Genomic DNA, 22,251 nt, shown 5'->3' with positions numbered 1-22,251 from the left:
CCCGTCCCGCCCAGCCCAGCGCCTTCTCCGTCGTGAACGATCGAACACATGTGCCTGGCCATCCCCGCCCCGCCGCACTCCCGCCCACCCCGGGCGGCACCCCGCACCGGACACGCCCGGTGGCACCGACCCGTCGGCACCGGCCGGGCGGGCCCACAGGGGAAACCGGGGTGTCGGAGCGGTTTCGGGTCTGAAACGATGGGCCCATGAGCGCTGCAACCCCTCCCACCGAGCGCCGGGTCTCCGCCCGGATCGGCGCGATCTCCGAGTCCGCCACCCTCGCCGTGGACGCCAAGGCGAAGGCCCTCAAGGCCGCCGGGCGCCCGGTGATCGGCTTCGGCGCCGGTGAGCCCGACTTCCCGACGCCGGACTACATCGTCGAAGCGGCCGTCGAGGCATGCAAGAACCCGAAGTACCACCGCTACACGCCGGCCGGTGGTCTGCCCGAGCTGAAGAGCGCGATCGCCGCGAAGACGCTGCGCGACTCCGGCTACGAGGTGGACGCCTCCCAGGTCCTCGTCACCAACGGCGGCAAGCAGGCCATCTACGAGGCGTTCGCCGCGATCCTCGACCCGGGCGACGAGGTAATCGTCCCGGCCCCGTACTGGACGACGTACCCGGAGTCGATCCGGCTGGCCGGCGGTGTCCCGGTGGAGGTCGTCGCGGACGAGACGACCGGCTACCGCGTCTCCGTCGAGCAGCTGGAGGCGGCCCGCACGGAGAAGACCAAGGTCCTCCTGTTCGTCTCCCCCTCGAACCCGACCGGCGCGGTCTACAGCGCGGCCGAGACCGAGGCGATCGGCCGCTGGGCGGTCGAGCACGGCCTGTGGGTGCTCACGGACGAGATCTACGAGCACCTGGTGTACGGCGACGCCGTCTTCACCTCGCTGCCCACGGTCGTGCCGGAGCTGCGCGACAAGTGCATCGTGGTCAACGGCGTCGCGAAGACGTACGCGATGACCGGCTGGCGCGTGGGGTGGATCATCGGCCCGAAGGACGTGGTGAAGGCGGCCACGAACCTGCAGTCGCACGCGACGTCGAACGTGGCGAACGTCTCCCAGGTGGCGGCGCTGGCGGCCGTCTCCGGCGGCCTGGAGGCCGTCGCGAAGATGCGCGAGGCGTTCGACCGCCGCCGCCGGACGATCGTGCGGATGCTGAACGAGATCGACGGTGTCCTCTGCCCGGAGCCGGAGGGCGCGTTCTACGCCTACCCGTCGGTGAAGGCGCTGATCGGCAAGGAGATCCGCGGCAAGCGCCCGCAGAACACGGTGGAGCTGGCCGCGCTGATCCTGGAGGAGGCCGAGGTCGCGGTGGTGCCGGGCGAGGCGTTCGGTACGCCGGGGTATCTGCGGCTGTCGTACGCCCTGGGTGACGAGGACCTGGTCGAGGGCGTGAGCCGGATCCAGAAGCTGCTGGCGGAGGCCAAGGACTGAGCGTCCCGGCGCGAGGACGCCGCGGGCCGCCTTCCCCGGAGGGGGAGGCGGCCCGCTTTTTTCATGGGCCCGGCCCGCCTTTCGCATGGATCTGCGAGCAAGACCACGTTCGGGGAAAGCGCTACCGAGGCGGCCGGGGCGTACGGCAGGATCCTGGGATGGAGCACGTACGTGATGTCTCTGAACTGCCGAAGGCCCATCTGCACCTGCACTTCACCGGGTCGATGCGGCCCACCACCCTGCTGGAACTGGCCGACAAGTACGGCGTGCGGCTGCCCGAGGCACTGAGCGAGGCGCTGGTCAGCGGGGAGCCTCCGAAGCTGCGGGCGACGGACGAGCGGGGCTGGTTCCGCTTCCAGCGGTTGTACGACGCGGCGCGTTCGTGCCTCAGGGAGCCGGAGGACATCCAGCGGCTGGTGCGGGAGGCCGCGCTGGAGGACCTCAGGGACGGCTCGGGGTGGCTGGAGATCCAGGTGGACCCGACGTCGTACGCGCCGCGCCTGGGTGGTCTGATCCCGGCGCTGGAGATCATCCTGGACGCGGTGGAGTCGGCGATGAGGGAGACGGGCCTCGGGATCCGGGTCCTGGTCGCCGCCAACCGCATGAAGCACCCGCTGGACGCGCGCACGCTGGCGCGCCTGGCGGTGCGCTACCAGGACCGCGGCGTGGTGGGCTTCGGGCTGTCGAACGACGAGCGGCGGGGCATGGCCCGCGACTTCGACCGGGCGTTCGCGATCGCGCGGGACGGGGGGTTGCTGTCGGCACCGCACGGCGGCGAGCTGACGGGGCCGTCGTCGGTGCGCGACTGCCTGGACGACCTGGTCGCGGACCGCGTGGGCCACGGGGTGCGCGCGGCGGAGGACCCACGCCTGCTCGGGCGGCTCGCGGAACGGGGCGTGACGTGCGAGGTGTGCCCGGCGTCCAACGTGGCGCTGGGCGTCTACGAGAAGCCGGAGGACGTTCCGCTCAGGACGCTGTTCGAGGCGGGCGTGCCGCTGGCCCTGGGCGCCGACGACCCGCTGCTGTTCGGCTCCCGGCTGGCGGCCCAGTACGAGATCGCCCGCCGCCACCACGACTTCACGGACGCGGAACTGGCGGAACTGGCACGACAGTCACTGCGGGCCTCGGCGGCACCGAAGGACATGAAGGAGAAGCTGCTGGCGGGCGTCGACGACTGGCTCGACGGCCCGGCAGCCTGAAGCCCGCCCCCGGCGGCACGGCCCGGCCCCCGAAGGACCCGGCGGTCCCGTCAGGAGGGGCCGGGGGCCACGGCGACACCGGCCAGCAGCGTCCGCGCCAGGCGTCGTGCGAAGTCGTCCACGGGCGGGCGTGCGCCCGGCTCCGCCGCCTCGTAGGCGAACGCCCGCTGCGCGCAGGCGCCCAGCAGGAGCGAGGCCGCGGCGAACGTGTCGGCGCCGGCACGGACCCGCCCGGCGGCCTGCTCCGCACGCAGGTACGCGTCGAGCAGACGGATCGGCAGGTGCGGCCCCGATCCCATCTGCCGCATCGCCTCGTCGTGCCGCCGCTTCAGCTGGGTCTCGGCGTACAGCGACGCGGCGATCGGAAAGCTCTGCTCGTAGAAGAGGGCGGCCTGGCGGGCGATCTCGGTGAGGTTCTCCTCCAGGGTGCGCCGGCCGGGCTCGGCCGCGAGGCTGCTCAGCAGCGGGCTGAGCCGGGGCAGCCGCTCCGCGAGGACCTGGATGAACAGTTCCTCCTTGCTCGCGAAGTACTTGTAGAGGGCGGCCTCGGAACAGCCCGCGGCCTTGGCGATCTCCTTGGTCGTGGCGCGGGCGAGTCCCACCGTGAGCATCAGCTCGTGTGCCGCGTCGAGGATGCGGAGCCGGGCGGGCCGATGCTGCGCCGTCTTCTGCTGCGCCGTCTTCTGCCGCGCCCCTGAGTGCTGCATGGCCCAAGGATTTCACGGTCCGTTCCTGCGGGCTTGACGAGTGGGTGAGTGCTTGCCCACCCTGGAGCCGGATAGGTTAGTAAACACTCACCCACCATCAGGGGTGGATCGGTGTGGATCAGCAGGGGAGACGGAGACAGGTCATGAGGCTCACGGTTTTCGGTGCCACCGGCGGCATCGGCCAGGAGATCGTCCGGCAGGCCCTCACGGCCGGCCACCAGGTCACCGCCGTCGTGCGGGATCCCGCACGCTGCACGGTGACCGGCGCGGGCCTGGAGGTGTTCCGCGCCGGTCTGGGCGACTCCACCGCCCTGCGCCCGGCGGTCGCCGGCCGGGACGCGGTCCTGTCGGGACTCGGTGCGCGCAGGCGCAAGGACGCCGGGGTGGCCACCCGGCTGACCCGTACGGTGCTGGGCGCCCTGGAGGCGGAGGGGGTCCGCCGGCTGCTCGTGGTCAGCGCGGGTCCGGTCGGCCCCGAGCCGGAGGGCGCCGGGGCGCTCGACCGCACCTTCCACGGGCTCGTCTCGGCGGCCCTCAAGGACGTCTACGCCGATCTGAGGGAGATGGAGGCCGAGCTCGCCCGCAGCGCCACGGACTGGACGGTGGTGCGCCCGCCGCGCCTGCAGAACAAGCCGCTCACCGGCTCGTACCGCACGGTCGTGGGCGGCTTCCCACCGAGGGGCCGCTTCATCGCGCGCGCCGATGTCGCCCACGCGATGCTGGCGATGGTGGACGACCCGGAGACGGTGAAACAGGGGGTGGGGGTGGCTTACTAGCTGAATACCGGATTCGCCCGGGATCATCCGGAGTCATCCGGGTCGTCCGGGTCACCCGGGGGCCGCCTCGCCGGGTCACCCGGGGGCCGCCTCGCCGGGTCATCCGGGGGGCCGCCTCGCCGGGTCATCCGGGGGTCGCCTCAGAGGCTCACGCCCACCGTCACCGGCTCGTTGACCAGGGTGACCCCGAACGCCTCGCGGACTCCCGCCACGACCTCGCGGGCCAGGGCGAGCAGGTCCTCGGTGGTGGCGCCGCCGCGGTTGGTCAGGGCGAGGGTGTGCTTGGTGGAGATGCGGGCGGGTCCGCTGCCGTACCCCTTGGTGAAGCCCGCCTTGTCGATCAGCCAGGCCGCGGAGGTCTTGGTGCGGCCGTCGCCCGCCGCGTACGCGGGCGGCTCTGCGTCCTCGCCCAGCCGCTGCCTCACCCGCGCGCGGAACGCGGCGAACTCCGTGTCCGTGAGGATGGGGTTGGTGAAGAAGGAGCCCGCCGACCAGGTGTCGTGGTCCTCCGGGTCCAGCACCATGCCCTTCCCGGTGCGCAGCTTCAGGACTGCCTCTCGGGCGGCGGCCAGCGGCACCCGGTCACCGGGCTCGACACCGAGGGCGCGGGCCGTCTCGGCGTACCTGAGGGGGCCGGACAGCCCCTGGGCGTCCTCCAGCGCGAAGCGGACGCGCAGCACCACATGGCGCTCGGGATCGGCCTTGAAGCGGCTGTGGCGGTACGAGAAGGCGCACTCGGCGCCCGGGATCGTGACCGTCTCGCGCGTCCTGCGGTCGTATGCGATCACTTCCGTGATCGTGGCGGAGACCTCCTGGCCGTACGCCCCGACGTTCTGGATCGGGGTCGCGCCCGCGGAGCCGGGGATTCCGGCGAGGCACTCGATGCCGGCGAGCCCGGCTTCGACGGCGCGGGCGACGGCGTCGGTCCACACCTCCCCGGCGGCCAGCTCCAACCGCGTCCCGTCGAGGGAGAAGCCCTTGGTCGCGATGCGCAGGGCGGTGCCGTCGAAGCCCTTGTCGCCGATGACGAGGTTGGATCCGCCGCCGATGAGCAGCAGCGGCGTACCGGAGTCGTCGGCCTCGCGGACGGCGGCGATCACCTCGGCGTCGGTGGTGGCCGTGATCAGGCGGCTGGCGGGGCCGCCCAGCCTGAAGGTGGTCAGCGGGGCGAGCGGGGCGTCGTGGAGTTCCTGCACGCGCCAAGACTACGAGACGCCGCCGACAGCCCCGTATCGCGCGACGACGTCCCCGCCCGGAGGACCGGCGGGGCCGTCGTCGCCTCGGAGCGGGCGGTGGCCGGGCAGGAGAGCGGGGCGTAGTTCGCGCCCGAGGCGATGCCCTGCTCATGGGGCCGGACGCTGGACGTGACCAGGCTGGAGGCCGGGGCGAAGTACTGGAGGCCGGGCGAAGTAGAGGGACATCCCGATGCCACTGGTGATCAGGGCGGGCAACCGGACCGTGTACGAGGCGTCGGCGCCGACCACGACGGCGTAGTACGCGGGCCCGGCGGCTTGCGTGGGGCTGCGGCCGCGGGCGGGCGGCGACGCCCGGAAGACGGAGGACAAAGGACGGCGGACGGCGGACGGCGTAAGGGGCGCCCGCCATTGCGGACGCCCCTTACCGAGCCCGTGGCCGAGGGTGGCCGGGCGGGTGGGCGGTGCACCGGGTGGCCGGGGTTCCTCCGGATGCTCCTATGGTTGTCAAACCACTGGAGCGAGGTTGGTTCGGGTGATTTGGCCCGTTGGTTTGGTGGTGAGAGCGCGGTAGACCTCGCGGGCGACGAACCGTTTGAGGCAACGCATGATCTCCGGCTTGGAGAGCCCTTCCTTTGTGCGGCGTTCGACATAAGCGCGCGTGCGTTCGTCAAAGCGCATGCGCGTCAAGACGATCGTGTACAGGGCGTTGTTCGCGGCCCTGTCACCGCCTCGGTTGAGACGGTGGCGGTGGGTGCGGCCGGACGACGCCTGGATCGGCGCGACGCCGGCCAGGTGCGCGAACGCGCCCTCGGAGCGCATCCGCTCCGGGTTGTCCCCGGCCGAGGCCAGAAGCTGCCCGGCGGTCTCGGCGCCGACACCGAACAGTTCCAGCAGAGCAGGGGCGGCCCGCTTGACCAGTGGGCCGATCTCGGCATCCAGGCCGGCGATCTCGGCGTCCATCGCCTGGTGGCGGCAGGCCAGGCGTCGCAGTGCCGCCCGGGTCGCCGCCAGCGGGCGGGACAAGTCATCACCGGGCCGCAGCCGGGCCAGGGCGCGTATCAACGCGGCTCGGTCCAGGCCCGCGACCTGCTCACGCAGCATCGCAGGGGCCGACACCAGCAGGCCCCGGATCTGGTTCATCGCCTGAGTGCGGGCCTTCACGGCACTGCGGCGCGCGATCCGCAGCACTCGCACGGCCTCTACCGCACCGTCCCGGCTCTTGGGGATGCCAACAGCCCGGCCGGACAGTACGGCCGTCGCGGCGGCGTAGGCGTCGATCGGGTCCGACTTGCCCTTCAGCCGCCGAGTCTTGCGGTCGGGCCGGTCCACGTCGACGACTGTGACCCCGGCCGCCGTCAGTACCCGTGCGAGTTCGGCACCGTAGGCACCGGTGCCTTCCACTCCGACCGCGGCCAGCTCACCGTGCGAACGCATCCAGTCCAGCAGATCTCGGTAGCCGCGGATGGTGGCCGGGAACTCCCGGTCAGCCAGGTGCCGACCAACCGAGTCGATCACCGCGGCGTGGTGGGTCAGGCCGTGGGTGTCGACTCCGCCGGTGATCTCCGGGCCATCGTGCGTCATGCTGGTCATGTCCGTCCTTGCGTGTCCGTTCCGAGGGCGGCACGCGCCGGTCGGGCGGGTGGACAAGACAGTGACGGGGCTTCTGGACCAAGCTCCTATGAAGTCACAAACGCCCGTCCGGCCGCGTGCGTGGTGACGCCGCCCGACGGGCCGACAAATCCCAAACAGGACAGTCGAGACGTCAGTCAGGCCAAGGGTCAGACCCGCCAGCAGCGTCACCACGTCACATCCTCACTGTCAGGCCAGCCGTACGACCGCTCGCGACATGCCCAGCACCTTCTGGCCGGCGCTCATCGCCGTGAGGTCGACACGGACGGTCCGGTCGTCGAGCTTGGCCGCCACCTTGCCGCCGACCTCGATGAGGGCGCCCTGGTCGTCGTCGGGAACGACGACGGGCTTGATGAAGCGGACGCCGTACTCGACGACCGCGCCCGGGTCGCCCACCCAGTCGGTCACCACGCGGATCGCCTCGGCCATGGTGAACATGCCGTGCGCGATGACGTCCGGCAGGCCCACCTCCTTGGCGAACCTCTCGTTCCAGTGGATCGGGTTGAAGTCCCCGGAGGCGCCGGCGTACCGCACGAGCGTGGCTCGGCCGACGGGGAAGGTCTGCGCCGGCAGCTCGGTACCGACCTCGACGGCGTCGTACGCGATCTTCGCGGTCATCGGGTTCATGCCTCCTCTTCCGGCGCCCGGGCCACCAGCTTGGTCCAGGCGGTCACCACGCGCTCACCGGCCTCGTCGCGGACCTCGCCGCGGATGTCCACGACGTCGTTGCCGGCCAGGGACTTGATCGACTCGATGGTCGAGGTGACGCTCAGCCGGTCGCCGGCCCGGACCGGGCGGGCATAGCTGAACCTCTGGTCGCCGTGCACGACCCTGCTGTAGTCCAGCCCCAGTTGAGGATCCTCGACGACCTGCGCCGCGGCCTTGAAGGTGATCGCGAAGACGAAGGTCGGCGGGGCGATCACATCGGAGTGACCGAGCGCCTTGGCGGCCTCCGGGTCCGTGTAGGCCGGGTTGGCGTCTCCGATCGCCTCCGCGAACTCGCGGATCTTCTCCCGGCCGACCTCGTACGGGTCGGTGGGCGGGTAGGACCGCCCCACGAAGGACTGGTCGAGCGCCATGGGCTCGGCACCTCCTGGTTGTTCACGGGTCTGCCTCACGAGGCCGCCGACGCCGCGGCGGCGGGCTCTCCGTTCGGCCGACGTGTCCGACACGTCGGGTCCGGTCGGTGCGACCGGCACGGCGTCACCGGTCGCAGCGACCGATTCTCCATCCGATGTGTCTGTCCTGATGCTTCGGGCCTGACGTCTCGGGTCCGAGTTCTTCAGCCGTACGGCGGGGCGTACGCCCCCGGGCACGCCCGGCGCGGCCGGGTCCGGTGGTGTGCACCGTGGAGCGGCGGACGGCCGCCTAACGCCGCGAGGCCGCCCCCATGGCTTCTGGGAGCGGCCTCGCGAACGAGCCTGAGTTATCGCGTCTCGCGGTGCGCGGTGTGCGCGTTGCAGCGCGGACAGTGCTTCTTCATCTCAAGGCGGTCCGGGTCGTTGCGCCGGTTCTTCTTGGTGATGTAGTTCCGCTCCTTGCACTCCACGCAGGCCAGCGTGATCTTCGGGCGGACGTCGGTGGCAGCCACGTGAGTGCTCCTTGACGAACGGATAGACGAAATTAACGCAAGAAAGAGTAGCCGATCGAAGGACCGACCCCGCAATCGGCTACTGTGAGTAGCGGTGACCGGACTTGAACCGGTGACACAGCGATTATGAGCCGCTTGCTCTACCGACTGAGCTACACCGCTGCGATGCGATCGGGCCCCGCCTCCCAGCGGGTACCTCTCACACCAGAGCCCCAAAACGGAATCGAACCGTTGACCTTCTCCTTACCATGGAGACGCTCTGCCGACTGAGCTATTGGGGCGAGCGATGAAGACATTACACGGTCGCCCGCCGTTCGCCCAAATCCGTTTCCGGCACCCGCCCCGACCTGTCCCCCGCGCCATCCCGGGCGTTTCCCCAGCCACTCTTCGGTCCAGCGGGTGACGGGAACCGCCGCGGTCACCCCAGCCCCAATGGCCGCACGGGTGCGCTCACTTGGCGTAACCGCCCGTGTCCGCCTGCGATGCTCCGTCTCCGGCCCGTGCCGACGGTGGGAAGCCCGCGCGCCCGAACCGCGGCCGAACACCACACCAGTACGACTATTGCGCTCCTCCCCGCCCCGGCCGGGTCGTCATCCTAGGCTCGACTCACTCTGCGTGATCTTGCCCCTGGTGCGCAGCCGCCCCGAGCCACAGGAGCGCGATGCCCGACAGCTGCCCGCAGCCGCCCTACTCCTCGTCCTCGTCGTCCTCGTCGTCCTCGTCGTCAGGTGCGGCCGACTCGGCCCCCCTGCTGCTGTGCGGGGCACGGCTCACCGACGGCCGGACCGTGGACGTGCGGCTGGGCGGCGGGCGCATCGAGGCCGTGGGCACCGCCGGCAGCCTGGCGGTGGGGGCCGTGGGCGCACGGGTCGATCTCCGCGGCCATCTGCTCCTTCCCGCCCCCGCCGAGCCCCACGCGCACGGCGACACGGCCCTGTCCGCGGACCGGGACGGGCCGGTGTCGTACGACGCCGAGGAGGTCCAGCGCCGCACCACCGAGGCCGCCCTGCTGCAGCTCGGGCACGGCGCGACGGTGCTGCGCTCGCACGTGCACATCGGGGACGTACAGGGACTGGACGCCCTGGCCGCGGTGCTGAGGGCGCGTCGCTCCCTGCACGGGCTCGCCGAGCTGACGGCGGTGGCGATGCCGCGGGTGCTGACCGGGGCCGCAGGGGCGGACGGGCTCGCGATGCTGCGGGACGCGGTGAAGATGGGCGCGACGGTCGTGGGCGGCTGCCCGGACGCGGACCCCGACCCGATCGGGTACGTGGAGGCGGTCCTGGAGCTGGCCTCCGAGCACGGCTGCCCGGTCGACCTGCACACGGACGCCGACGACCCGGCACGCCTGGGCCGGGTCGCGGCGATGGCGGGCGGGCTGCGCCCGGGAGTGACGCTCGGGCCGTGCGGCGGGCTCGGACGCCTTCCGGCGGACACGGCGGCGCGCGCCGCCGACCAGCTCGCCGCCGCCGGGGTCACGGTGGTCTGCCTGCCGCAGGGCGGCTGTGGCGGCACCGAGCGGCGCGACACGGCCCCGGTGCGGCTGCTGCGGTCTGCCGGGGTGCGGGTCGCGGCGGGCAGCGGGGCGCTCAGGGACGTGTCGAACCCCGTTGGGCGCGGGGATCCGCTGGAGGCCGCATACCTGCTGGCCTCGCGGTACGGGCTGCGCCCCGAGGACGCCTACGACACCGTGAGCACGTCGGCGCGGGCCGCGCTCGGGCTGCCCGAGGTACGTGTGGAGGCGGGCTTCCCGGCGGAACTGCTCGCCGTGCGCGGCGACCGGCTGGCGGGCGCGCTGTCGCTCGCGTACAGCCGCATCGTGGTGCACCGGGGGCGCGTGGTGGCCCGTACCAGCGCGGTGCGGGAGTACTGCAGCTCGGCGGCAGTGGCACTGGACCTGCCACGGCAGGGTCGGGTCCAGCCGCCGTGACGGCGTGGCGCGCCGGGCGACCGGGGCGCCCTGTGGCGGTGCCCTGTGGCGGTGCCCTGTGGCGGTGCCCTGTGGCGGTGCGCTGCGGTGTGTGCCCGTTGCCGCGGGGCGCGGCGGCGGTGCGCGCCGACGGTGGTGCGCGCCGGTGCACGGCGGTTCGGTGACGGGGCGTGCGGGACGTCGCACGGTGAAGGGGCCCGCCCGGGCGTACGGTCGGAAACATGCGCATTGTCATCGCTGGTGGTCATGGTCAGATCGCGCTACGTCTGGAGCGGCTGCTCGCCGCGCGCGGTGACGAGGCCGCGGGACTCGTCCGCAGCGCGGAACAGGCCGGCGATCTGCGGGCCGCCGGCGCGGAGCCGATCGTGTGCGATCTGGAGGCGGCGTCGGCCGAGGAGGTCGCCGCGCACCTGGAGGGAGCCGACGCGGCCGTCTTCGCGGCGGGCGCGGGGCCGGGCAGCGGCGCGGCCCGCAAGCACACGGTGGACCGGGACGCGGCGATCCTGTTCGCGGACGCGGCGGAACGCGCGGGCGTACGCCGGTTCGTCGTCGTCTCGTCGATGGGCGCGGACCCGGAGCACCCGGGCGACGAGGTCTTCGACGTGTATCTGCGCGCGAAGGGCGAGGCCGACGCGTACGTGCGCGCCCACAAGTCCCTTGAGTGGACGATCCTGCGCCCCGGCTCGCTCACCGGCGACGCCGGCAAGGGGCTGGTCCGCCTGGAGGCGCACACGGGACGCGGCTCGATCCCACGCGACGACGTGGCGGCGGTCCTCGCGGAACTGGTCGACACGCCCGCGACGGCCGGTCTGACCCTGGAGCTGATCAGTGGTTCGACTCCGGTGTCGGTGGCCGTGAAGTCGGTGGCGGGGAACTGAACCGCGCATACCGCAGCACCGTCACCTCTCGTCCGCCCCCTGGGGACGGGACGGTCCGGCCTGTTGGGGCGCGCGGCTCAGAAGAGGGGTGGCTGGCCGGGGAACTCCGGCGGGGCGTACCCGTCGAGGGCGGGCTGCGCGGCGTCGGCCTGGGCCAACCGACGGGATCCGGGGCACGAGACGAGCGTGCCGCTGCTCCGCGCACCCGGCGGGTCGTGCCGCGCGAACCGCCCCGCGACGACGGCGATGTCCCGACGGCACTCGGGACAGTTCCTGCGGCGCGATGACATGCCCTCAGCGACGAGTGCCGACTCACCCCGGCAGGGATGCGGGACGGCTGAAGTCGCCACGCTGAAAGGGGCCGTAGGCGAAGGGGCCGTGGGCCGAAGGAGCCGCAGGCCGAAGGAGCCCTGGGTTCGACGTGATCGGCAGCACAGGGACTCAAGGTGCCCCGCGGACAGAGGAGAGCGTGGAACTCTGACGCACCCCGGAGGCACTACAGACCGCTCGACCAGGTCTGCGAACGCGCCGAACACCCGGCCGAGCAGCGCTTCCCCGCGCCCGCCGGCCGCCGCCCGAGGGCCGAGGGCCGGCCACCGGACCGCTGCCGGAGCGCCGGCAGCCGCCGGAACTCACTGCGGCACGGGTTCAGTCCTCGGATGCGACCGGCTCCAGTCTCACGACCGGGAACTTGCGCGACGTCCTGGCCTCGTACTGCGCGCTGTCGGGCCAGTAGGCCGACCAGATCCCGTAAAGACGCTCCCACTCCGGCGACACATGCGTGACGACGGTGGGTGTCGCCCTGAGGACGCGCTCACCCACCTCGATGGTCACTTCGGCCATGGCGGCGACATTGCCCACCCACGCAGGGTCCTTCTCCGCGCCACGCGAGGAGCCGCAGACAAGGAAGCCGTCCCCATCGGCCGCGTAGACCAAGGGATTCACGCGTTCCCGGCCGGTACGGCGGCCGACGGTGTGCAGGAGCAGCAGATGCTTGCCCTCGAAAGGCCCTCCCACGACGCCGCCCTGTGCCCGGAACTGGCTGATGACCTGCCTGTTCGTCTCATTCACATCGCCCATGTCCGCCTCACTCCGCCAGGGAACTGACCACCTATCAGCTAACCAGCGGGGGCGGCGGCTGCGACGAGCCTCGCCGCAGCCCAGCGGAGGAGATCGGACGTGTCGGCCGACTGGGCGAGTTGTCGGCGCTCGGCGTGGATCCCTGCCGCACCCGTGCGAACGGTCCGGCCGGGCCTGTCGGCAACGGCGGGCCGGGCCGGTTGAGGCCAGGGCGGCTTCCACTGCTCCGCATCCCGGGATCCGATGCGCCTCGCCTCTCACCCGTCAGCCATATGATCTTCGGCACACGAGCCTCTCGTTCCGGCTCAGCTCCGGCGCAAACCGGCGGAGAGGACCCGCGTTGCGGCCCAGGTCCTGCCGGCCTCTTCCTGGCCGCCCGACTGGCGTCCGTGAAGGCGCTCGTTCACGCACGGCCCAGGACGGGCGAACCGACGATCGACCCGGCCCTGCAGAACCTGATCACCGTGGAACGTCCGCACGCGAACACGACAAGACCCCCTCCGCTCTACGTCTCCGCAGTCCAGAGGGGGTCTTCCCAGTGTGGCGGCGCCAGGATTCGAACCTGGGAAGGCTGAGCCGGCAGATTTACAGTCTGCTCCCTTTGGCCGCTCGGGCACACCGCCTGGGTTGTTGCTGCGGAGGCCGCTTTTCGGCGGTACCCCCTGGCAACGACGTAAACGATACCTGATGCCGGGGGGTGCTTCGCCACCCGATAGATCGGCGTTCGGAGGGGGCGAGGTGGCTAGGCTTATCGGGATGCGGCCCGGGATCGTTGCCGGGCCGGGCGGCCGCGCTCCCGCACGCCGAAACGCACCCCGATCCACCCCGATCCATCCCGATACAAGGAGCCACAGGACATGGCCGACTCCAGTTTCGACATCGTCTCGAAGGTCGAGCGGCAGGAGGTCGACAACGCCCTCAACCAGGCCGCCAAGGAGATCTCGCAGCGCTACGACTTCAAGAACGTCGGTGCCTCGATCGCCTGGTCCGGCGACAAGATCCTGATGCAGGCCAACTCCGAGGACCGGGCGAAGGCCATCCTCGATGTCTTCCAGTCCAAGCTGGTCAAGCGCGGTGTGTCCCTGAAGTCTCTGGATGCCGGCGAGCCGCAGCTCTCCGGCAAGGAGTACAAGATCTTCGCGTCGATCCAGGAGGGCATCTCCCAGGAGAACGCGAAGAAGGTGGCGAAGATCATCCGTGACGAGGGCCCGAAGGGCGTCAAGGCACAGGTTCAGGGCGAGGAACTGCGCGTCAGCTCGAAGAGCCGCGACGACCTCCAGGCCGTGATCTCCCTCCTGAAGGGCAAGGAGTTCGACTTCGCGTTGCAGTTCGTGAACTACCGGTAGGTCGTTCGACGGCCGGTCCTGGTGGTCGGACGGTGTTTTCCGGGGCCGGTTCGTCGCTCGTGCAGGAAGGGTGGGCACCCCGGAGTGCGAGTGCCCACCCTTCTGTGTGTGCTGCCGGCTGCGGCTGGGGAGGTGCGTTCAGCGGCGTGAGTCGCCGAACAGAATGCGGTAGACGATCAGCAGCACCAGCGAGCCGCCGATCGCAGCCGCCCAGGTGGGCCCGTCGTAGAAGTGCTTGGTGATCGGGTGGTGGAGCCAGCGGGCGGATATCCAGCCGCCGATGAAGGCACCCGCGATGCCGATGAGAGTCGTGCCGATGAAGCCGCCGGGGTCCTTGCCCGGCAGCAGGAACTTGGCGATGGCGCCTGCCAACAGCCCCAGAACGATCCAGCCGACAATGCCCATGCCGTGATCCTGCCTCTCCGTGCTGTGCCTGTGCTGTGCTCCTGCTCCGGTCAGGCTGTGCGCATGCTCGGACGTCGCTCGCCGCCGCTGGTCACCGTGCCGGCGCGTCGCTGTCGGGGAGGACGCCTTGGCATCGCCCGCCGGTTGCAGCGGTCGGTAGGGTGCGGTTCATGACACAGCCCAGGGGACAGCAGCCCGGTGACGTGGGGTTGCGCAGGACCCTCGGGGTCGGGGACGCCGTCGTCATCGGGCTCGGTTCGATGGTCGGGGCCGGGATCTTCGCGGCCCTGGCCCCCGCGGCACGCGCGGCCGGGTCCGGGCTGCTGCTGGGGCTCGCGGTCGCCGCGGTGGTCGCCTACTGCAACGCGATGTCCTCGGCGCGGCTGGCAGCCCGGTATCCCGCCTCGGGCGGCACCTATGTGTACGGGCGCGAACGGCTCGGGGATTTCTGGGGGTATCTGGCGGGCTGGTCGTTCGTCGTCGGGAAGACCGCCTCGTGCGCGGCGATGGCGCTCACCGTGGGGGCGTACGTCTGGCCCGGGCAGGCGCATGCGGTGGCGGTGGCGGCCGTGGTGGCGCTGACCGCCGTGAACTACGGCGGCGTGCAGAAGTCGGCCCTCCTGACGCGGGTGATCGTGGCGGTTGTCCTGGTTGTCCTCGCTTCCGTGGTGGTCGTGTCCCTCGGGTCCGCGGCGGCCGACGCCTCCCGGCTGGCCGGCGGGGGCTTCGGGGGCGCCGGCGGGGTGCTTCAGGCAGCGGGCCTGCTCTTCTTCGCGTTCGCCGGGTACGCGCGGATCGCCACCCTCGGTGAGGAGGTACGGGATCCGGCGCGCACCATCCCGCGCGCGATCCCGCTCGCCCTGGGCATCACGCTGGTGGTGTACGCGGCGGTGGCTGTAGCCGTCCTTTCCGTGCTGGGTGCGGAGGGGCTGGGGCAGGCGGCGGCGCCGCTGGCCGACGCGGTACGGGCGGCGGGCGTGCCCGGTCTCGCGCCGGTGGTGCGGGTGGGCGCTGCGGTAGCCGCACTGGGCTCGCTGCTCGCGCTCATCCTGGGCGTCTCGCGGACGACGCTGGCCATGGCCCGCGACCGGCACCTGCCGGGCGCCCTGGCCGCCGTGCACCCGCGCTTCCAGGTGCCGCACCGGGCAGAGCTGGCCGTGGGCGCCGTGGTGACCGTGCTCGCCGCGACGGTGGATGTGCGGGGCGCGATCGGTTTCTCCTCCTTCGGGGTGCTGGCCTACTACGCGATCGCCAACGCGTCCGCGTGGACGCTGAGTTCGGCGCCGGCGTCGCGTACTCTGCCCGCGCTCGGGCTCCTCGGCTGCGTGATCCTGGCGTTCGCGCTGCCGAGGGCGTCGGTGGGCCTGGGCGCGGGCGTGCTGCTTCTGGGCGTGGTGGCGTACCTCGTGCGGCGCCGGGTCGCTGCTCGGTAGCGAGCCGCGGGTTCACCCGGGCCCGGACGGTTCACGGATGGCCGTGCGTGCCCGGAATCCTTGCGGGCCGGCGCCGTACGGGGCGCGGCTTCCCTATGACGGGCGCGCACCGTCCGTGCGTATCGGGAAGTCGGCCCACGGTGCCAGGTCGGCTCCATCGTTGGACTCCTCGTACCAGCCCGTGCCGTCGAGCCATGACTGAAGCCACTCTGCGAGACCGGGGGCGTCCACGTACCAGGCGTGGTCGGCCTCGTCGGCGTTCGGCTCGTAGAGCAGGACCGTGCCCTGCGGGGTACGGCAGTCCACGCAGGCGTACATGCCGCAGCCCCAGTGGGATATCGGCAGGACGCTCTCGGGCCAGGGCCGGTCGGGGTCCTTGCGGCCGCTCTCGCGGTTCGCGAGGTATTGCGGGACGGCGGCCGGCTCACTGGACGGCGGACTGTCGAGCAGCGGCAGCAAACCGTATGCCGGGCCGAAGCCACCGTCTCCTATCCGCACATACAGCGCGGCGAGCAGCGGGGGCAGGGAGAAGCCCAGGACGGCCTCGGCACGGGCGATCGCGGCCCCCTCCACCGGCTCGGGAAGCGAAGGCCAGCCCCACGGGCGGGTGTTGCGGGCCTGCACCGCCACCCTGTCCAGCAACTGCTCCATCTCGGTCATGGGTTCATGATGCAGGGCGCCACTGACAATCGGGCAACCTGTGGACAACCCTCTCATCCCTCGGGCCGGGTCGATGTCGACGCGTCGCTCCGCCAGGCCACGGCCGGACGCGGACGGAGTCCATGCCGCCGCTTCGCCCTCGGGGTTCCCGGACCACCGGCCGGAGCCGTCGCCGTACCGGGGCCTGGTGTTGCCCGTACGCGCCGCGTACGCGGGAGGAGCCTGAAGTGGGCGAGGCCGAACGGGATCGCTTTCCGACGCCCACAACACGCCAACAAGGCCGCTACGGTTCCGGCTCCGGGCTGGAGCGCCGGATACTGGCTGGTGACACCGAGTGCGAGCGTCATTCTCGAAGGGGCAGCGATCATGAAACTGATCAACCTCATCCTGAACCTCCTGTGGTTGATCTTCTGCGGGATCTGGATGGCACTCGCCTACACACTGGCCGCGTTGATCTGCTTCGTCCTGATCGTGACGATCCCCTTCGGCGTCGCCTCGCTCCGGATCGCCGGCTTCGTGCTCTGGCCCTTCGGCCGTACGACGGTGCCGAAACCAGGCGCAGGAGCGGGCTCGCTGATCGGCAACGTGATCTGGATCATCTTCGCGGGCTGGTGGCTCGCCCTCGGTCACCTCATCACGAGCATCCCGCTCTTCCTGTCGATCATCGGTATCCCCTTCGGCTGGGCGAACCTCAAGCTGATCCCCATCTCCCTCATGCCTCTCGGCCACGAGATCGTGTCGAGCGACGACGGGTTCGGCGGGCGCTGATCAGGTCTCGATACGGCGGGGTCCCGGCCCGGCGGGCCGGGCACTGTCGTGTCGGTCTGCGGCCCGGTGCGACCCGGGGCGGTGTTCGACATGCCTCGCCCATGGCGCAACGCGGAGAGCCGATCCACCGGCAAGAGCACGGTCTATGGCTGGAGTGCCAGGTCGCGCTGGTACCACGTGCCTGGCTTACCGCCGAGGTCGGCCGGGCCGGCCGGGCCCACCGGGACGAATCCGGCCTTGGTCAGGACCTTCCGGGAGGCGACATTGTCGCGGGAGGTGGCCGCCCGCAGTACGCGCAGCCCGTGCCGCGCCGCCGCCAGCCGGCACAGCTCCCGGACTGTCGCGGTCGCCACGCCGCGGCCGGCGGCGTGCTCCGCGACCCGGTAGCCGAGTTCGGCGGTACCGTCCGTGAAGTCGTACAGGTTGAACCGGCCCAGAACCGGGCCGTCCTCGGCGACAAGCACGTAGAAGGCGCCGGTGCCTGCCTCTTGCTCTGCCAGCAACGCGCTGTGCCGGTCGGTGAAGTGGTCGAAGAACTCGTCGCCGCGGTCGGAGACCGAGGCGGCGAAGTAGGCGCGATTCGCCAGCTCGAAGGCCAGGACCGCGGGGGCATGGCCGGCATGCAACTGCTGCAGCTCGGGCACCGGGCAACTCTACCGGGACCGCCGAGGCCCTCGTCGGCAATCGCGATTTCGCACGGGAGGCGGCGGCTGAACGGCGGTGGGGGTGTGCCCGAGACCAGGAGCACCACCCCGGGGCCGGCCGACGGGCCAGGAGCCCCCGGATCGGCCTCCGGAGGCGGTCGCTGTCGTCGGCGGCTCGCTGGAACCGCTCTCGGAGGCGGGAGCAGCCGTTGTCGCGACGGGCGGCGAGAAGGTCGGTTCGCCGGGCGCGCCGAGCTTGTCGACATTCAGCGTCCCTGCTGCTGTCGGTCGTCTCGACGCTCACCTCCGCGGGCCCGCCTCCGCGAGGCGCCGGGCGGCGGAGAGCGCCGCCGAGCCATCCCGCAGAAGCCGCCCGGAACGAGCCGCATGACGCTCAGGATTGGCTTACCGGTGCCGACCCGCCATCTGCTCGAGCCGGGCGATGCGCTCCGCCATCGGCGGGTGTGTGGAGAACATCTTGGAGAATCCCTGACCGGGACGGAAGGGGTTCGCGATCATCATGTGGCTCGCCGTCTCGATGCGCGGCTCGGGCGGGAGCGGGAGCTGCTTGGTACCCGCCTCCAGCTTGCGCAGGGCGCCGGCGAGTGCGAGCGGGTCGCCGGTCAGCTGGGCTCCTGAGGCATCCGCCTCGTACTCCCGCGAGCGGCTGATGGCGAGCTGGATGAGGGTCGCGGCCAACGGGCCCAGGATCATGATCAGCAGCAGGCCGAGGATGCCGGGGCCGTCGTCGTCGTCCGAGCGGCCGACCGGGATCAGCCAGGCGAAGTTCACCAAGAACATGATCACCGAGGCGAGGGCGCCCGCGACGGAGGAGATCAGGATGTCGCGGTTGTAGACGTGGCTCAGCTCGTGTCCGATGACGCCGCGCAGTTCGCGCTCGTCGAGGATGCGGAGGATGCCCTCGGTGCAGCACACGGCCGCGTTGCGCGGGTTGCGGCCCGTCGCGAACGCGTTCGGCGCGTCCGTCGGCGAGATGTACAGGCGGGGCATGGGCTGGCGGGCCTGGTTGGACAGGTCGCGGACCATGCGGTACAGCCCAGGGGCCTCGAACTCGCTCACCGGGCGGGCGCGCATCGCGCGCAGCGCCAGCTTGTCGCTGTTCCAGTACGCGTACGCGTTGGTGCCGATCGCGATGAGAACCGCGACGATCAGACCGGTACGCCCGAAGAAGCTGCCGATGACGATGATGAGTGCGGACAGTCCCCCGAGGAGTACTGCGGTCCTGAGCCCGTTGTGCCGGCGGTGCACGGTACGCCCTCCAAGTGGTACGGCAGGGGAACCCTTTGTCTGCGAATGCTGTTGACTCCACTTCTCAGTGGACCCTCCCGCACTGGTCAACGCCAGGCGAGGAGCGCAAGTTCCCTTGTGCGCGCATCGGAGCACGTGAGCCCCCCGGGTGATGCGGCCCGGTGCCGTCCCGCCGTCCCCGCCTGCGGGGCCTCGGGTGCCCGCGCGCGTGAGGACGCCCGTCAGAACAGGCCGGTGGCCGAGAAACGGAGCACCAGCTGGGGCGCTCCGGACAGGGCGATGCCCACGACGGCGGTCAGGCCGATGGCCGCGGTGAGCGGGGCCGGAACGCGATGTTTCTCCGGCTCGCCCTCGGAGGCGCGGAAGAGCAGGGCCGTCCACTGGAGGTAGTAGACGAGCGCGATCACCACGTTGGCGGCCATCACCACGGCGAGCCAGCCGAGGCCCGCGTCGACGGCCGCGGAGAAGACGGTGACCTTGGCGAAGAGACCGATGATGCCCGGCGGCAGGCCGGCCAGGCAGAGCAGGAAGAACGCCAGGAGCAGGGCGGCAAGGGGGTTCGACGCGTACAGGCCGCGGTAGTCGCTGACCCGGTTCAGGGTGCTCCTACGGCCCACGAGGGCGGCCACGGCGAAGGCGCCGAGGTTCACCACCGCGTACATCAGGGCGTACGCGACGGTGGAGCCGATCGGCTTCTGCACATCCTTGGAGTAGGCGGCCGCGGCGACCGGGACCAGGAGGTAGCCGGCCTGGCCGATGGAGGACCAGGCGAGCAGGCGTACCGCGCTGTACGCGCGCGTGGCCTGCTGCCGGAGGGCGCCCACGTTGCCGACGGTCATGGTGAGTGCCGCCAGCGCGGCGAGCGCCGGGCCCCACACGTCGGAGTACGTGGGCAGGGCGACCACGGTGACCAGGATCAGGCCGGAGAAGCCGACCGCCTTGCCGACGACCGACAGGTAGGCGGCGACCGGCAGGGGTGCGCCCACATAGGTGTCGGGCACCCAGAAGTGGAACGGGACGGCGGCCGTCTTGAAGGCGAAGCCCACCAGGGCGAGCACGACGCCCGCCTGGGCGAGCGTGCGGAGGGGGCCGTCCACATGCTGGATCCGTTCGGCCACCTGGGTGAGGTAGAGGGTGCCGGTGGACGCGTACACGAAACTGATGCCCAGGAGGCTGACCGCGGTCGCGGTGACGGACGACAGGAAGAACTTCAGGGCCGCTTCGGAGGAGCGTTTGTCCCCGTGCCGTATGCCGACGAGGGCGAACGCGGGCAGGGAGGCGACCTCAAGGGCGACGACGAGGGTCGCCAGGTCGCGGGAGGCGGGCAGCAGGGCCGCGCCGGCCGCCGAGGACAGGAGCAGGAACCAGAACTCCCCCTCGGGGAGTTCCTTCCCGGCGTCCTTCCCGGCGTCCTTCAGGGCGGTGACGGACAGGAGGGCCGCGAGGAGGGCACCCCCGAGGACCAGGAACTGGATGACGAGTGTGAAGCGGTCCGCCACGTAGCTGCAGACCTGCGGATCACCCGTGAGGCAGAAGGTGGCGCGGTCGGCGTCGAGGAGGGGCAGCAGCATGAGCGCCGCGGCGGCCAGTCCCGCGATGGACACCCAGCCGAGGAGGGCCTTGTTCCGCTCTGCGAGAAACAGGTCGGCGACGAGGACGGCCAGTCCGGCGACCGCCGCGATGGTGGGCGGCGCGATCGACAACCAGTCGACGGACTGGACGAGGGAGCTCATCGGGTGCCTCCTGCGAGGAGCTGCTGCACGGCCGGGTCGGTCAGGCCGAGGAGTGCCTTCGGCCACAGGCCGGCGACGACGGTGAGGGCGACGAGCGGCGTCCAGGCCGCGAATTCGTACGTGTGGACATCGGCGAGCTTCGGGGCTTCCTCGGTCACCACGCCCATGCAGACGCGCCGTACGACGATGAGCAGGTAGGCGGCGGTGAGAAGGGTGCCGAACACGGCGACCGCCATGAAGGTGAGGAAGGCGGCGCGGCTGAGGCCGGCGGCGGGCTTGAAGGCGCCGAACATCGCCAGCATCTCGCCCCAGAACCCGGCCAGTCCCGGCAGGCCGAGTGAGGCGACGGCGGCGAAGGCGAGCAGGCCGCCGAGGCGGGGGGCCCTGCCGTAGAGGGCGGCGCCGGTCTCCTCGGCCAGGGTGTCGAGGTCGGTCGTGCCCGTGCGGTCCTTCAGGGCGCCCACCAGGAAGAAGAGGAGGCCGGTGATGAGGCCGTGGGCGATGTTGGCGAACAGGGCCCCGTTCACGCCGGTGGGGGTCGCGGTCGCGATGCCGAGCAGTACGAAGCCCATGTGGCCGACGGAGGAGTAGGCGACGAGCCGCTTGAGGTCACCCTTCGCGCCCCGTTTGGCGAGGGCGAGGCAGGCGAGGGACCCGTAGACGATCCCGACGACCGCGAAGGCGGCGAGATAGGGCGCGAAGGTGTGGAAGCCGTCGGGCACACCGGGCAGGAGAATCCGGACGAACCCGTATGTACCCATCTTCAGCAGGACACCGGCCAGCAGGACTGAACCGACGGTGGGCGCGGCGGTGTGGGCGTCGGGCAGCCAGCTGTGCAGCGGCCACATCGGCGTCTTGACCGCGAGCCCGATGCCGATCGCCAAGACCGCGATGACCTGCACGGATGTGGTGAGGGACCGGCCGTTGTCAGTGGCGAGTGCCACCATGTCGAACGTGCCCGCCTTGATTCCGATCAGGAGCAGGCCGAGCAGCATGACGACGGAGCCGAGCAGCGTGTAGAGGATGAACCTCCAGGCCGCCCGGGTCCGCCCCTCACCGCCCCAGCGGGCGATGAGGAAGTACATCGGGATGAGCACCATCTCGAACGCGAGGAAGAACAGCAGCAGGTCGAGGACGGCGAAGGCCGCGAGGGTGCCGGACTCGAGGACGAGCAGCAGGGCGACGAACGCCTTCGGGGACGGGCCCGAAGGCATCTTGAAGTAGGAGTAGAGCGCGCAGAGGAAGGTCAGCAGCGCGGTCAGAACGAGAAGGGGGAGGGAGATGCCGTCCGTGCCGAGGTGGATCCGTACGTCGAGCGCGGGGATCCAGCTGATGTCGGTTGTGGCCTGCATCGTCGACGGGTGGTCGTGGTCGAAGCCGAGTGCGAGGACGATCGCCGCGATGAGCACGGCGCCGGTGACCGTCACGCCGTGCCGCAGCACGGCGTGCTCGGGCGACTTCCCCTTCAGCCCGGGCGGGGCCGGCAGGAGCGCCGTGAGCGCGCCGAGGAGCGGCGCGACGACGATGAACGCCAGCAGGAACTGCATCACGGACTCGCTGATATCGATCACGCCTGC

The 22,251-nt window shown here is 71.4% G+C and carries 22 protein-coding genes, 3 tRNA genes and 1 pseudogene; 8 read left to right on the top strand and 18 right to left on the bottom strand.

Translation table 11 applies throughout. From position 1 onward, the window contains the following. Positions 1-206 precede the first annotated feature (206 nt). Positions 207-1,433 (top strand): pyridoxal phosphate-dependent aminotransferase, encoded by a 1,227-nt coding sequence (locus tag ACZ79I_RS23385; protein ID WP_471499437.1) that lies wholly within the window; start codon positions 207-209, stop codon positions 1,431-1,433. Between the two features lie 158 nt (positions 1,434-1,591). Then, positions 1,592-2,632 carry an adenosine deaminase gene (locus tag ACZ79I_RS23380; RefSeq protein ID WP_471499436.1) on the top strand — a complete coding sequence of 347 codons (1,041 nt, stop codon included), beginning with the start codon at positions 1,592-1,594 and terminating at the stop codon, positions 2,630-2,632. A 50-nt stretch (positions 2,633-2,682) separates the two neighbouring features. Here ACZ79I_RS23380 and ACZ79I_RS23375 read toward each other — a convergent pair whose 3' ends face one another. Beyond that, positions 2,683-3,339, bottom strand: coding sequence for a TetR/AcrR family transcriptional regulator (locus tag ACZ79I_RS23375; RefSeq protein ID WP_471499435.1), 657 nt, complete (start codon positions 3,337-3,339; stop codon positions 2,683-2,685). Between the two features lie 143 nt (positions 3,340-3,482). On the opposite strand from ACZ79I_RS23375, the gene ACZ79I_RS23370 reads away from it, so the two are divergent. Further along, complete coding sequence (locus tag ACZ79I_RS23370; RefSeq protein ID WP_471499434.1) at positions 3,483-4,115, top strand: NAD(P)-dependent oxidoreductase; 633 nt, start codon at positions 3,483-3,485, stop codon at positions 4,113-4,115. Between the two features lie 140 nt (positions 4,116-4,255). On the opposite strand, the gene ACZ79I_RS23365 is transcribed toward ACZ79I_RS23370, so the two are convergent. The 8 genes and pseudogenes from ACZ79I_RS23365 to ACZ79I_RS23330 all read right to left on the bottom strand — a co-directional run bounded on the left by ACZ79I_RS23365 (position 4,256) and on the right by ACZ79I_RS23330 (position 8,812). Continuing rightward, a complete protein-coding gene (locus ACZ79I_RS23365; protein ID WP_471499433.1) occupies positions 4,256-5,311 on the bottom strand; it encodes a UDP-N-acetylmuramate dehydrogenase in 1,056 nt (351 codons plus the stop codon). Between the two features lie 116 nt (positions 5,312-5,427). Further along, a pseudogene (locus ACZ79I_RS23360) lies at positions 5,428-5,629 on the bottom strand (MFS transporter); the annotation flags it as partial. 186 nt (positions 5,630-5,815) lie between these two features. After that, on the bottom strand, positions 5,816-6,901 hold the full coding sequence (locus ACZ79I_RS23355; protein ID WP_471499432.1) for an IS110 family RNA-guided transposase: 1,086 nt from the start codon (positions 6,899-6,901) through the stop codon (positions 5,816-5,818). 228 nt (positions 6,902-7,129) lie between these two features. Beyond that, a complete protein-coding gene (locus ACZ79I_RS23350) occupies positions 7,130-7,558 on the bottom strand; it encodes a MaoC family dehydratase (RefSeq protein ID WP_471505165.1) in 429 nt (142 codons plus the stop codon). Between the two features lie 5 nt (positions 7,559-7,563). Beyond that, positions 7,564-8,019 carry an FAS1-like dehydratase domain-containing protein gene (locus ACZ79I_RS23345; RefSeq protein ID WP_471499431.1) on the bottom strand — a complete coding sequence of 152 codons (456 nt, stop codon included), beginning with the start codon at positions 8,017-8,019 and terminating at the stop codon, positions 7,564-7,566. Between the two features lie 347 nt (positions 8,020-8,366). Further along, the gene (gene rpmG, locus ACZ79I_RS23340) at positions 8,367-8,531 is read right to left on the bottom strand and encodes a 50S ribosomal protein L33 (protein ID WP_004571794.1); all 165 of its coding nucleotides are present in this window, start codon (positions 8,529-8,531) and stop codon (positions 8,367-8,369) included. 89 nt (positions 8,532-8,620) lie between these two features. Beyond that, a tRNA-Met gene (locus tag ACZ79I_RS23335) sits at positions 8,621-8,693 on the bottom strand. Positions 8,694-8,739: 46 nt separating this feature from the next. Next, a tRNA-Thr gene (locus tag ACZ79I_RS23330) sits at positions 8,740-8,812 on the bottom strand. 380 nt (positions 8,813-9,192) lie between these two features. On the opposite strand from ACZ79I_RS23330, the gene ACZ79I_RS23325 reads away from it, so the two are divergent. Beyond that, the gene (locus ACZ79I_RS23325) at positions 9,193-10,458 is read left to right on the top strand and encodes an amidohydrolase family protein (RefSeq protein ID WP_471499430.1); all 1,266 of its coding nucleotides are present in this window, start codon (positions 9,193-9,195) and stop codon (positions 10,456-10,458) included. 221 nt (positions 10,459-10,679) lie between these two features. Then, positions 10,680-11,336, top strand: a complete 657-nt coding sequence (locus tag ACZ79I_RS23320) for an SDR family oxidoreductase (protein ID WP_471499429.1) — start codon at positions 10,680-10,682, stop codon at positions 11,334-11,336. Between the two features lie 77 nt (positions 11,337-11,413). On the opposite strand, the gene ACZ79I_RS23315 is transcribed toward ACZ79I_RS23320, so the two are convergent. The 3 genes from ACZ79I_RS23315 to ACZ79I_RS23305 form a co-directional block, all read right to left on the bottom strand. Further along, positions 11,414-11,626, bottom strand: a complete 213-nt coding sequence (locus ACZ79I_RS23315; protein WP_471499428.1) for a hypothetical protein — start codon at positions 11,624-11,626, stop codon at positions 11,414-11,416. 358 nt (positions 11,627-11,984) lie between these two features. Beyond that, positions 11,985-12,416 (bottom strand): nitroreductase/quinone reductase family protein, encoded by a 432-nt coding sequence (locus tag ACZ79I_RS23310; RefSeq protein ID WP_471499427.1) that lies wholly within the window; start codon positions 12,414-12,416, stop codon positions 11,985-11,987. Positions 12,417-12,957: 541 nt separating this feature from the next. Further along, positions 12,958-13,039 (bottom strand) — tRNA-Tyr (locus tag ACZ79I_RS23305). 234 nt (positions 13,040-13,273) lie between these two features. Between ACZ79I_RS23305 and ACZ79I_RS23300 the strand changes: the two genes are divergently transcribed. Next, positions 13,274-13,762, top strand: coding sequence for a YajQ family cyclic di-GMP-binding protein (locus tag ACZ79I_RS23300; protein ID WP_471499426.1), 489 nt, complete (start codon positions 13,274-13,276; stop codon positions 13,760-13,762). 138 nt (positions 13,763-13,900) lie between these two features. On the opposite strand, the gene ACZ79I_RS23295 is transcribed toward ACZ79I_RS23300, so the two are convergent. Beyond that, positions 13,901-14,167 (bottom strand): GlsB/YeaQ/YmgE family stress response membrane protein, encoded by a 267-nt coding sequence (locus ACZ79I_RS23295; RefSeq protein WP_471499425.1) that lies wholly within the window; start codon positions 14,165-14,167, stop codon positions 13,901-13,903. Positions 14,168-14,337: 170 nt separating this feature from the next. On the opposite strand from ACZ79I_RS23295, the gene ACZ79I_RS23290 reads away from it, so the two are divergent. Continuing rightward, positions 14,338-15,600 (top strand): APC family permease, encoded by a 1,263-nt coding sequence (locus tag ACZ79I_RS23290; protein ID WP_471499424.1) that lies wholly within the window; start codon positions 14,338-14,340, stop codon positions 15,598-15,600. A 93-nt stretch (positions 15,601-15,693) separates the two neighbouring features. Here ACZ79I_RS23290 and ACZ79I_RS23285 read toward each other — a convergent pair whose 3' ends face one another. Next, a complete protein-coding gene (locus tag ACZ79I_RS23285) occupies positions 15,694-16,260 on the bottom strand; it encodes an SMI1/KNR4 family protein (RefSeq protein WP_471499423.1) in 567 nt (188 codons plus the stop codon). A 366-nt stretch (positions 16,261-16,626) separates the two neighbouring features. Between ACZ79I_RS23285 and ACZ79I_RS23280 the strand changes: the two genes are divergently transcribed. After that, positions 16,627-17,028, top strand: coding sequence for a YccF domain-containing protein (locus ACZ79I_RS23280; RefSeq protein WP_471499422.1), 402 nt, complete (start codon positions 16,627-16,629; stop codon positions 17,026-17,028). Positions 17,029-17,171: 143 nt separating this feature from the next. On the opposite strand, the gene ACZ79I_RS23275 is transcribed toward ACZ79I_RS23280, so the two are convergent. The 4 genes from ACZ79I_RS23275 to ACZ79I_RS23260 form a co-directional block, all read right to left on the bottom strand. Next, complete coding sequence (locus ACZ79I_RS23275) at positions 17,172-17,672, bottom strand: GNAT family N-acetyltransferase (protein ID WP_471499421.1); 501 nt, start codon at positions 17,670-17,672, stop codon at positions 17,172-17,174. Positions 17,673-18,077: 405 nt separating this feature from the next. Continuing rightward, complete coding sequence (htpX, locus tag ACZ79I_RS23270; RefSeq protein WP_471499420.1) at positions 18,078-18,941, bottom strand: zinc metalloprotease HtpX; 864 nt, start codon at positions 18,939-18,941, stop codon at positions 18,078-18,080. Between the two features lie 221 nt (positions 18,942-19,162). Beyond that, positions 19,163-20,674, bottom strand: a complete 1,512-nt coding sequence (locus ACZ79I_RS23265) for an NADH-quinone oxidoreductase subunit N (RefSeq protein ID WP_471499419.1) — start codon at positions 20,672-20,674, stop codon at positions 19,163-19,165. Continuing rightward, positions 20,671-22,245: an NADH-quinone oxidoreductase subunit M gene (locus tag ACZ79I_RS23260; RefSeq protein WP_471499418.1), complete on the bottom strand. Its 1,575-nt coding sequence runs from the start codon at positions 22,243-22,245 to the stop codon at positions 20,671-20,673. Before ACZ79I_RS23260 ends, ACZ79I_RS23265 begins: the two co-directional genes overlap by 4 nt. Positions 22,246-22,251 lie beyond the last annotated feature (6 nt).

It is taken from the genome of Streptomyces sp. PSU-S4-23 (assembly GCF_055632315.1).
The sequence above is the reverse complement of the archived record's forward strand: the minus strand, read 5'-3'. Positions and strand labels throughout refer to the sequence as shown.

Coding starts and splice junctions, on each gene's coding strand:
- ACZ79I_RS23380 (WP_471499436.1), top strand. CDS start 1,592: ATGGAGCACGTACGTGATGTCTCTGAACTGCCGAAGGCCCATCTGCAC.
- ACZ79I_RS23295 (WP_471499425.1), bottom strand. CDS start 14,167: ATGGGCATTGTCGGCTGGATCGTTCTGGGGCTGTTGGCAGGCGCCATC.
- ACZ79I_RS23370 (WP_471499434.1), top strand. CDS start 3,483: ATGAGGCTCACGGTTTTCGGTGCCACCGGCGGCATCGGCCAGGAGATC.
- ACZ79I_RS23345 (WP_471499431.1), bottom strand. CDS start 8,019: ATGGCGCTCGACCAGTCCTTCGTGGGGCGGTCCTACCCGCCCACCGAC.
- ACZ79I_RS23310 (WP_471499427.1), bottom strand. CDS start 12,416: ATGGGCGATGTGAATGAGACGAACAGGCAGGTCATCAGCCAGTTCCGG.
- ACZ79I_RS23285 (WP_471499423.1), bottom strand. CDS start 16,260: ATGACCGAGATGGAGCAGTTGCTGGACAGGGTGGCGGTGCAGGCCCGC.
- ACZ79I_RS23265 (WP_471499419.1), bottom strand. CDS start 20,674: ATGAGCTCCCTCGTCCAGTCCGTCGACTGGTTGTCGATCGCGCCGCCC.
- ACZ79I_RS23320 (WP_471499429.1), top strand. CDS start 10,680: ATGCGCATTGTCATCGCTGGTGGTCATGGTCAGATCGCGCTACGTCTG.
- ACZ79I_RS23290 (WP_471499424.1), top strand. CDS start 14,338: ATGACACAGCCCAGGGGACAGCAGCCCGGTGACGTGGGGTTGCGCAGG.
- ACZ79I_RS23325 (WP_471499430.1), top strand. CDS start 9,193: ATGCCCGACAGCTGCCCGCAGCCGCCCTACTCCTCGTCCTCGTCGTCC.
- ACZ79I_RS23375 (WP_471499435.1), bottom strand. CDS start 3,339: ATGCAGCACTCAGGGGCGCGGCAGAAGACGGCGCAGCAGAAGACGGCG.
- ACZ79I_RS23280 (WP_471499422.1), top strand. CDS start 16,627: ATGAAACTGATCAACCTCATCCTGAACCTCCTGTGGTTGATCTTCTGC.
- ACZ79I_RS23315 (WP_471499428.1), bottom strand. CDS start 11,626: ATGTCATCGCGCCGCAGGAACTGTCCCGAGTGCCGTCGGGACATCGCC.
- ACZ79I_RS23385 (WP_471499437.1), top strand. CDS start 207: ATGAGCGCTGCAACCCCTCCCACCGAGCGCCGGGTCTCCGCCCGGATC.
- ACZ79I_RS23350 (WP_471505165.1), bottom strand. CDS start 7,558: ATGACCGCGAAGATCGCGTACGACGCCGTCGAGGTCGGTACCGAGCTG.
- ACZ79I_RS23300 (WP_471499426.1), top strand. CDS start 13,274: ATGGCCGACTCCAGTTTCGACATCGTCTCGAAGGTCGAGCGGCAGGAG.
- ACZ79I_RS23355 (WP_471499432.1), bottom strand. CDS start 6,901: ATGACCAGCATGACGCACGATGGCCCGGAGATCACCGGCGGAGTCGAC.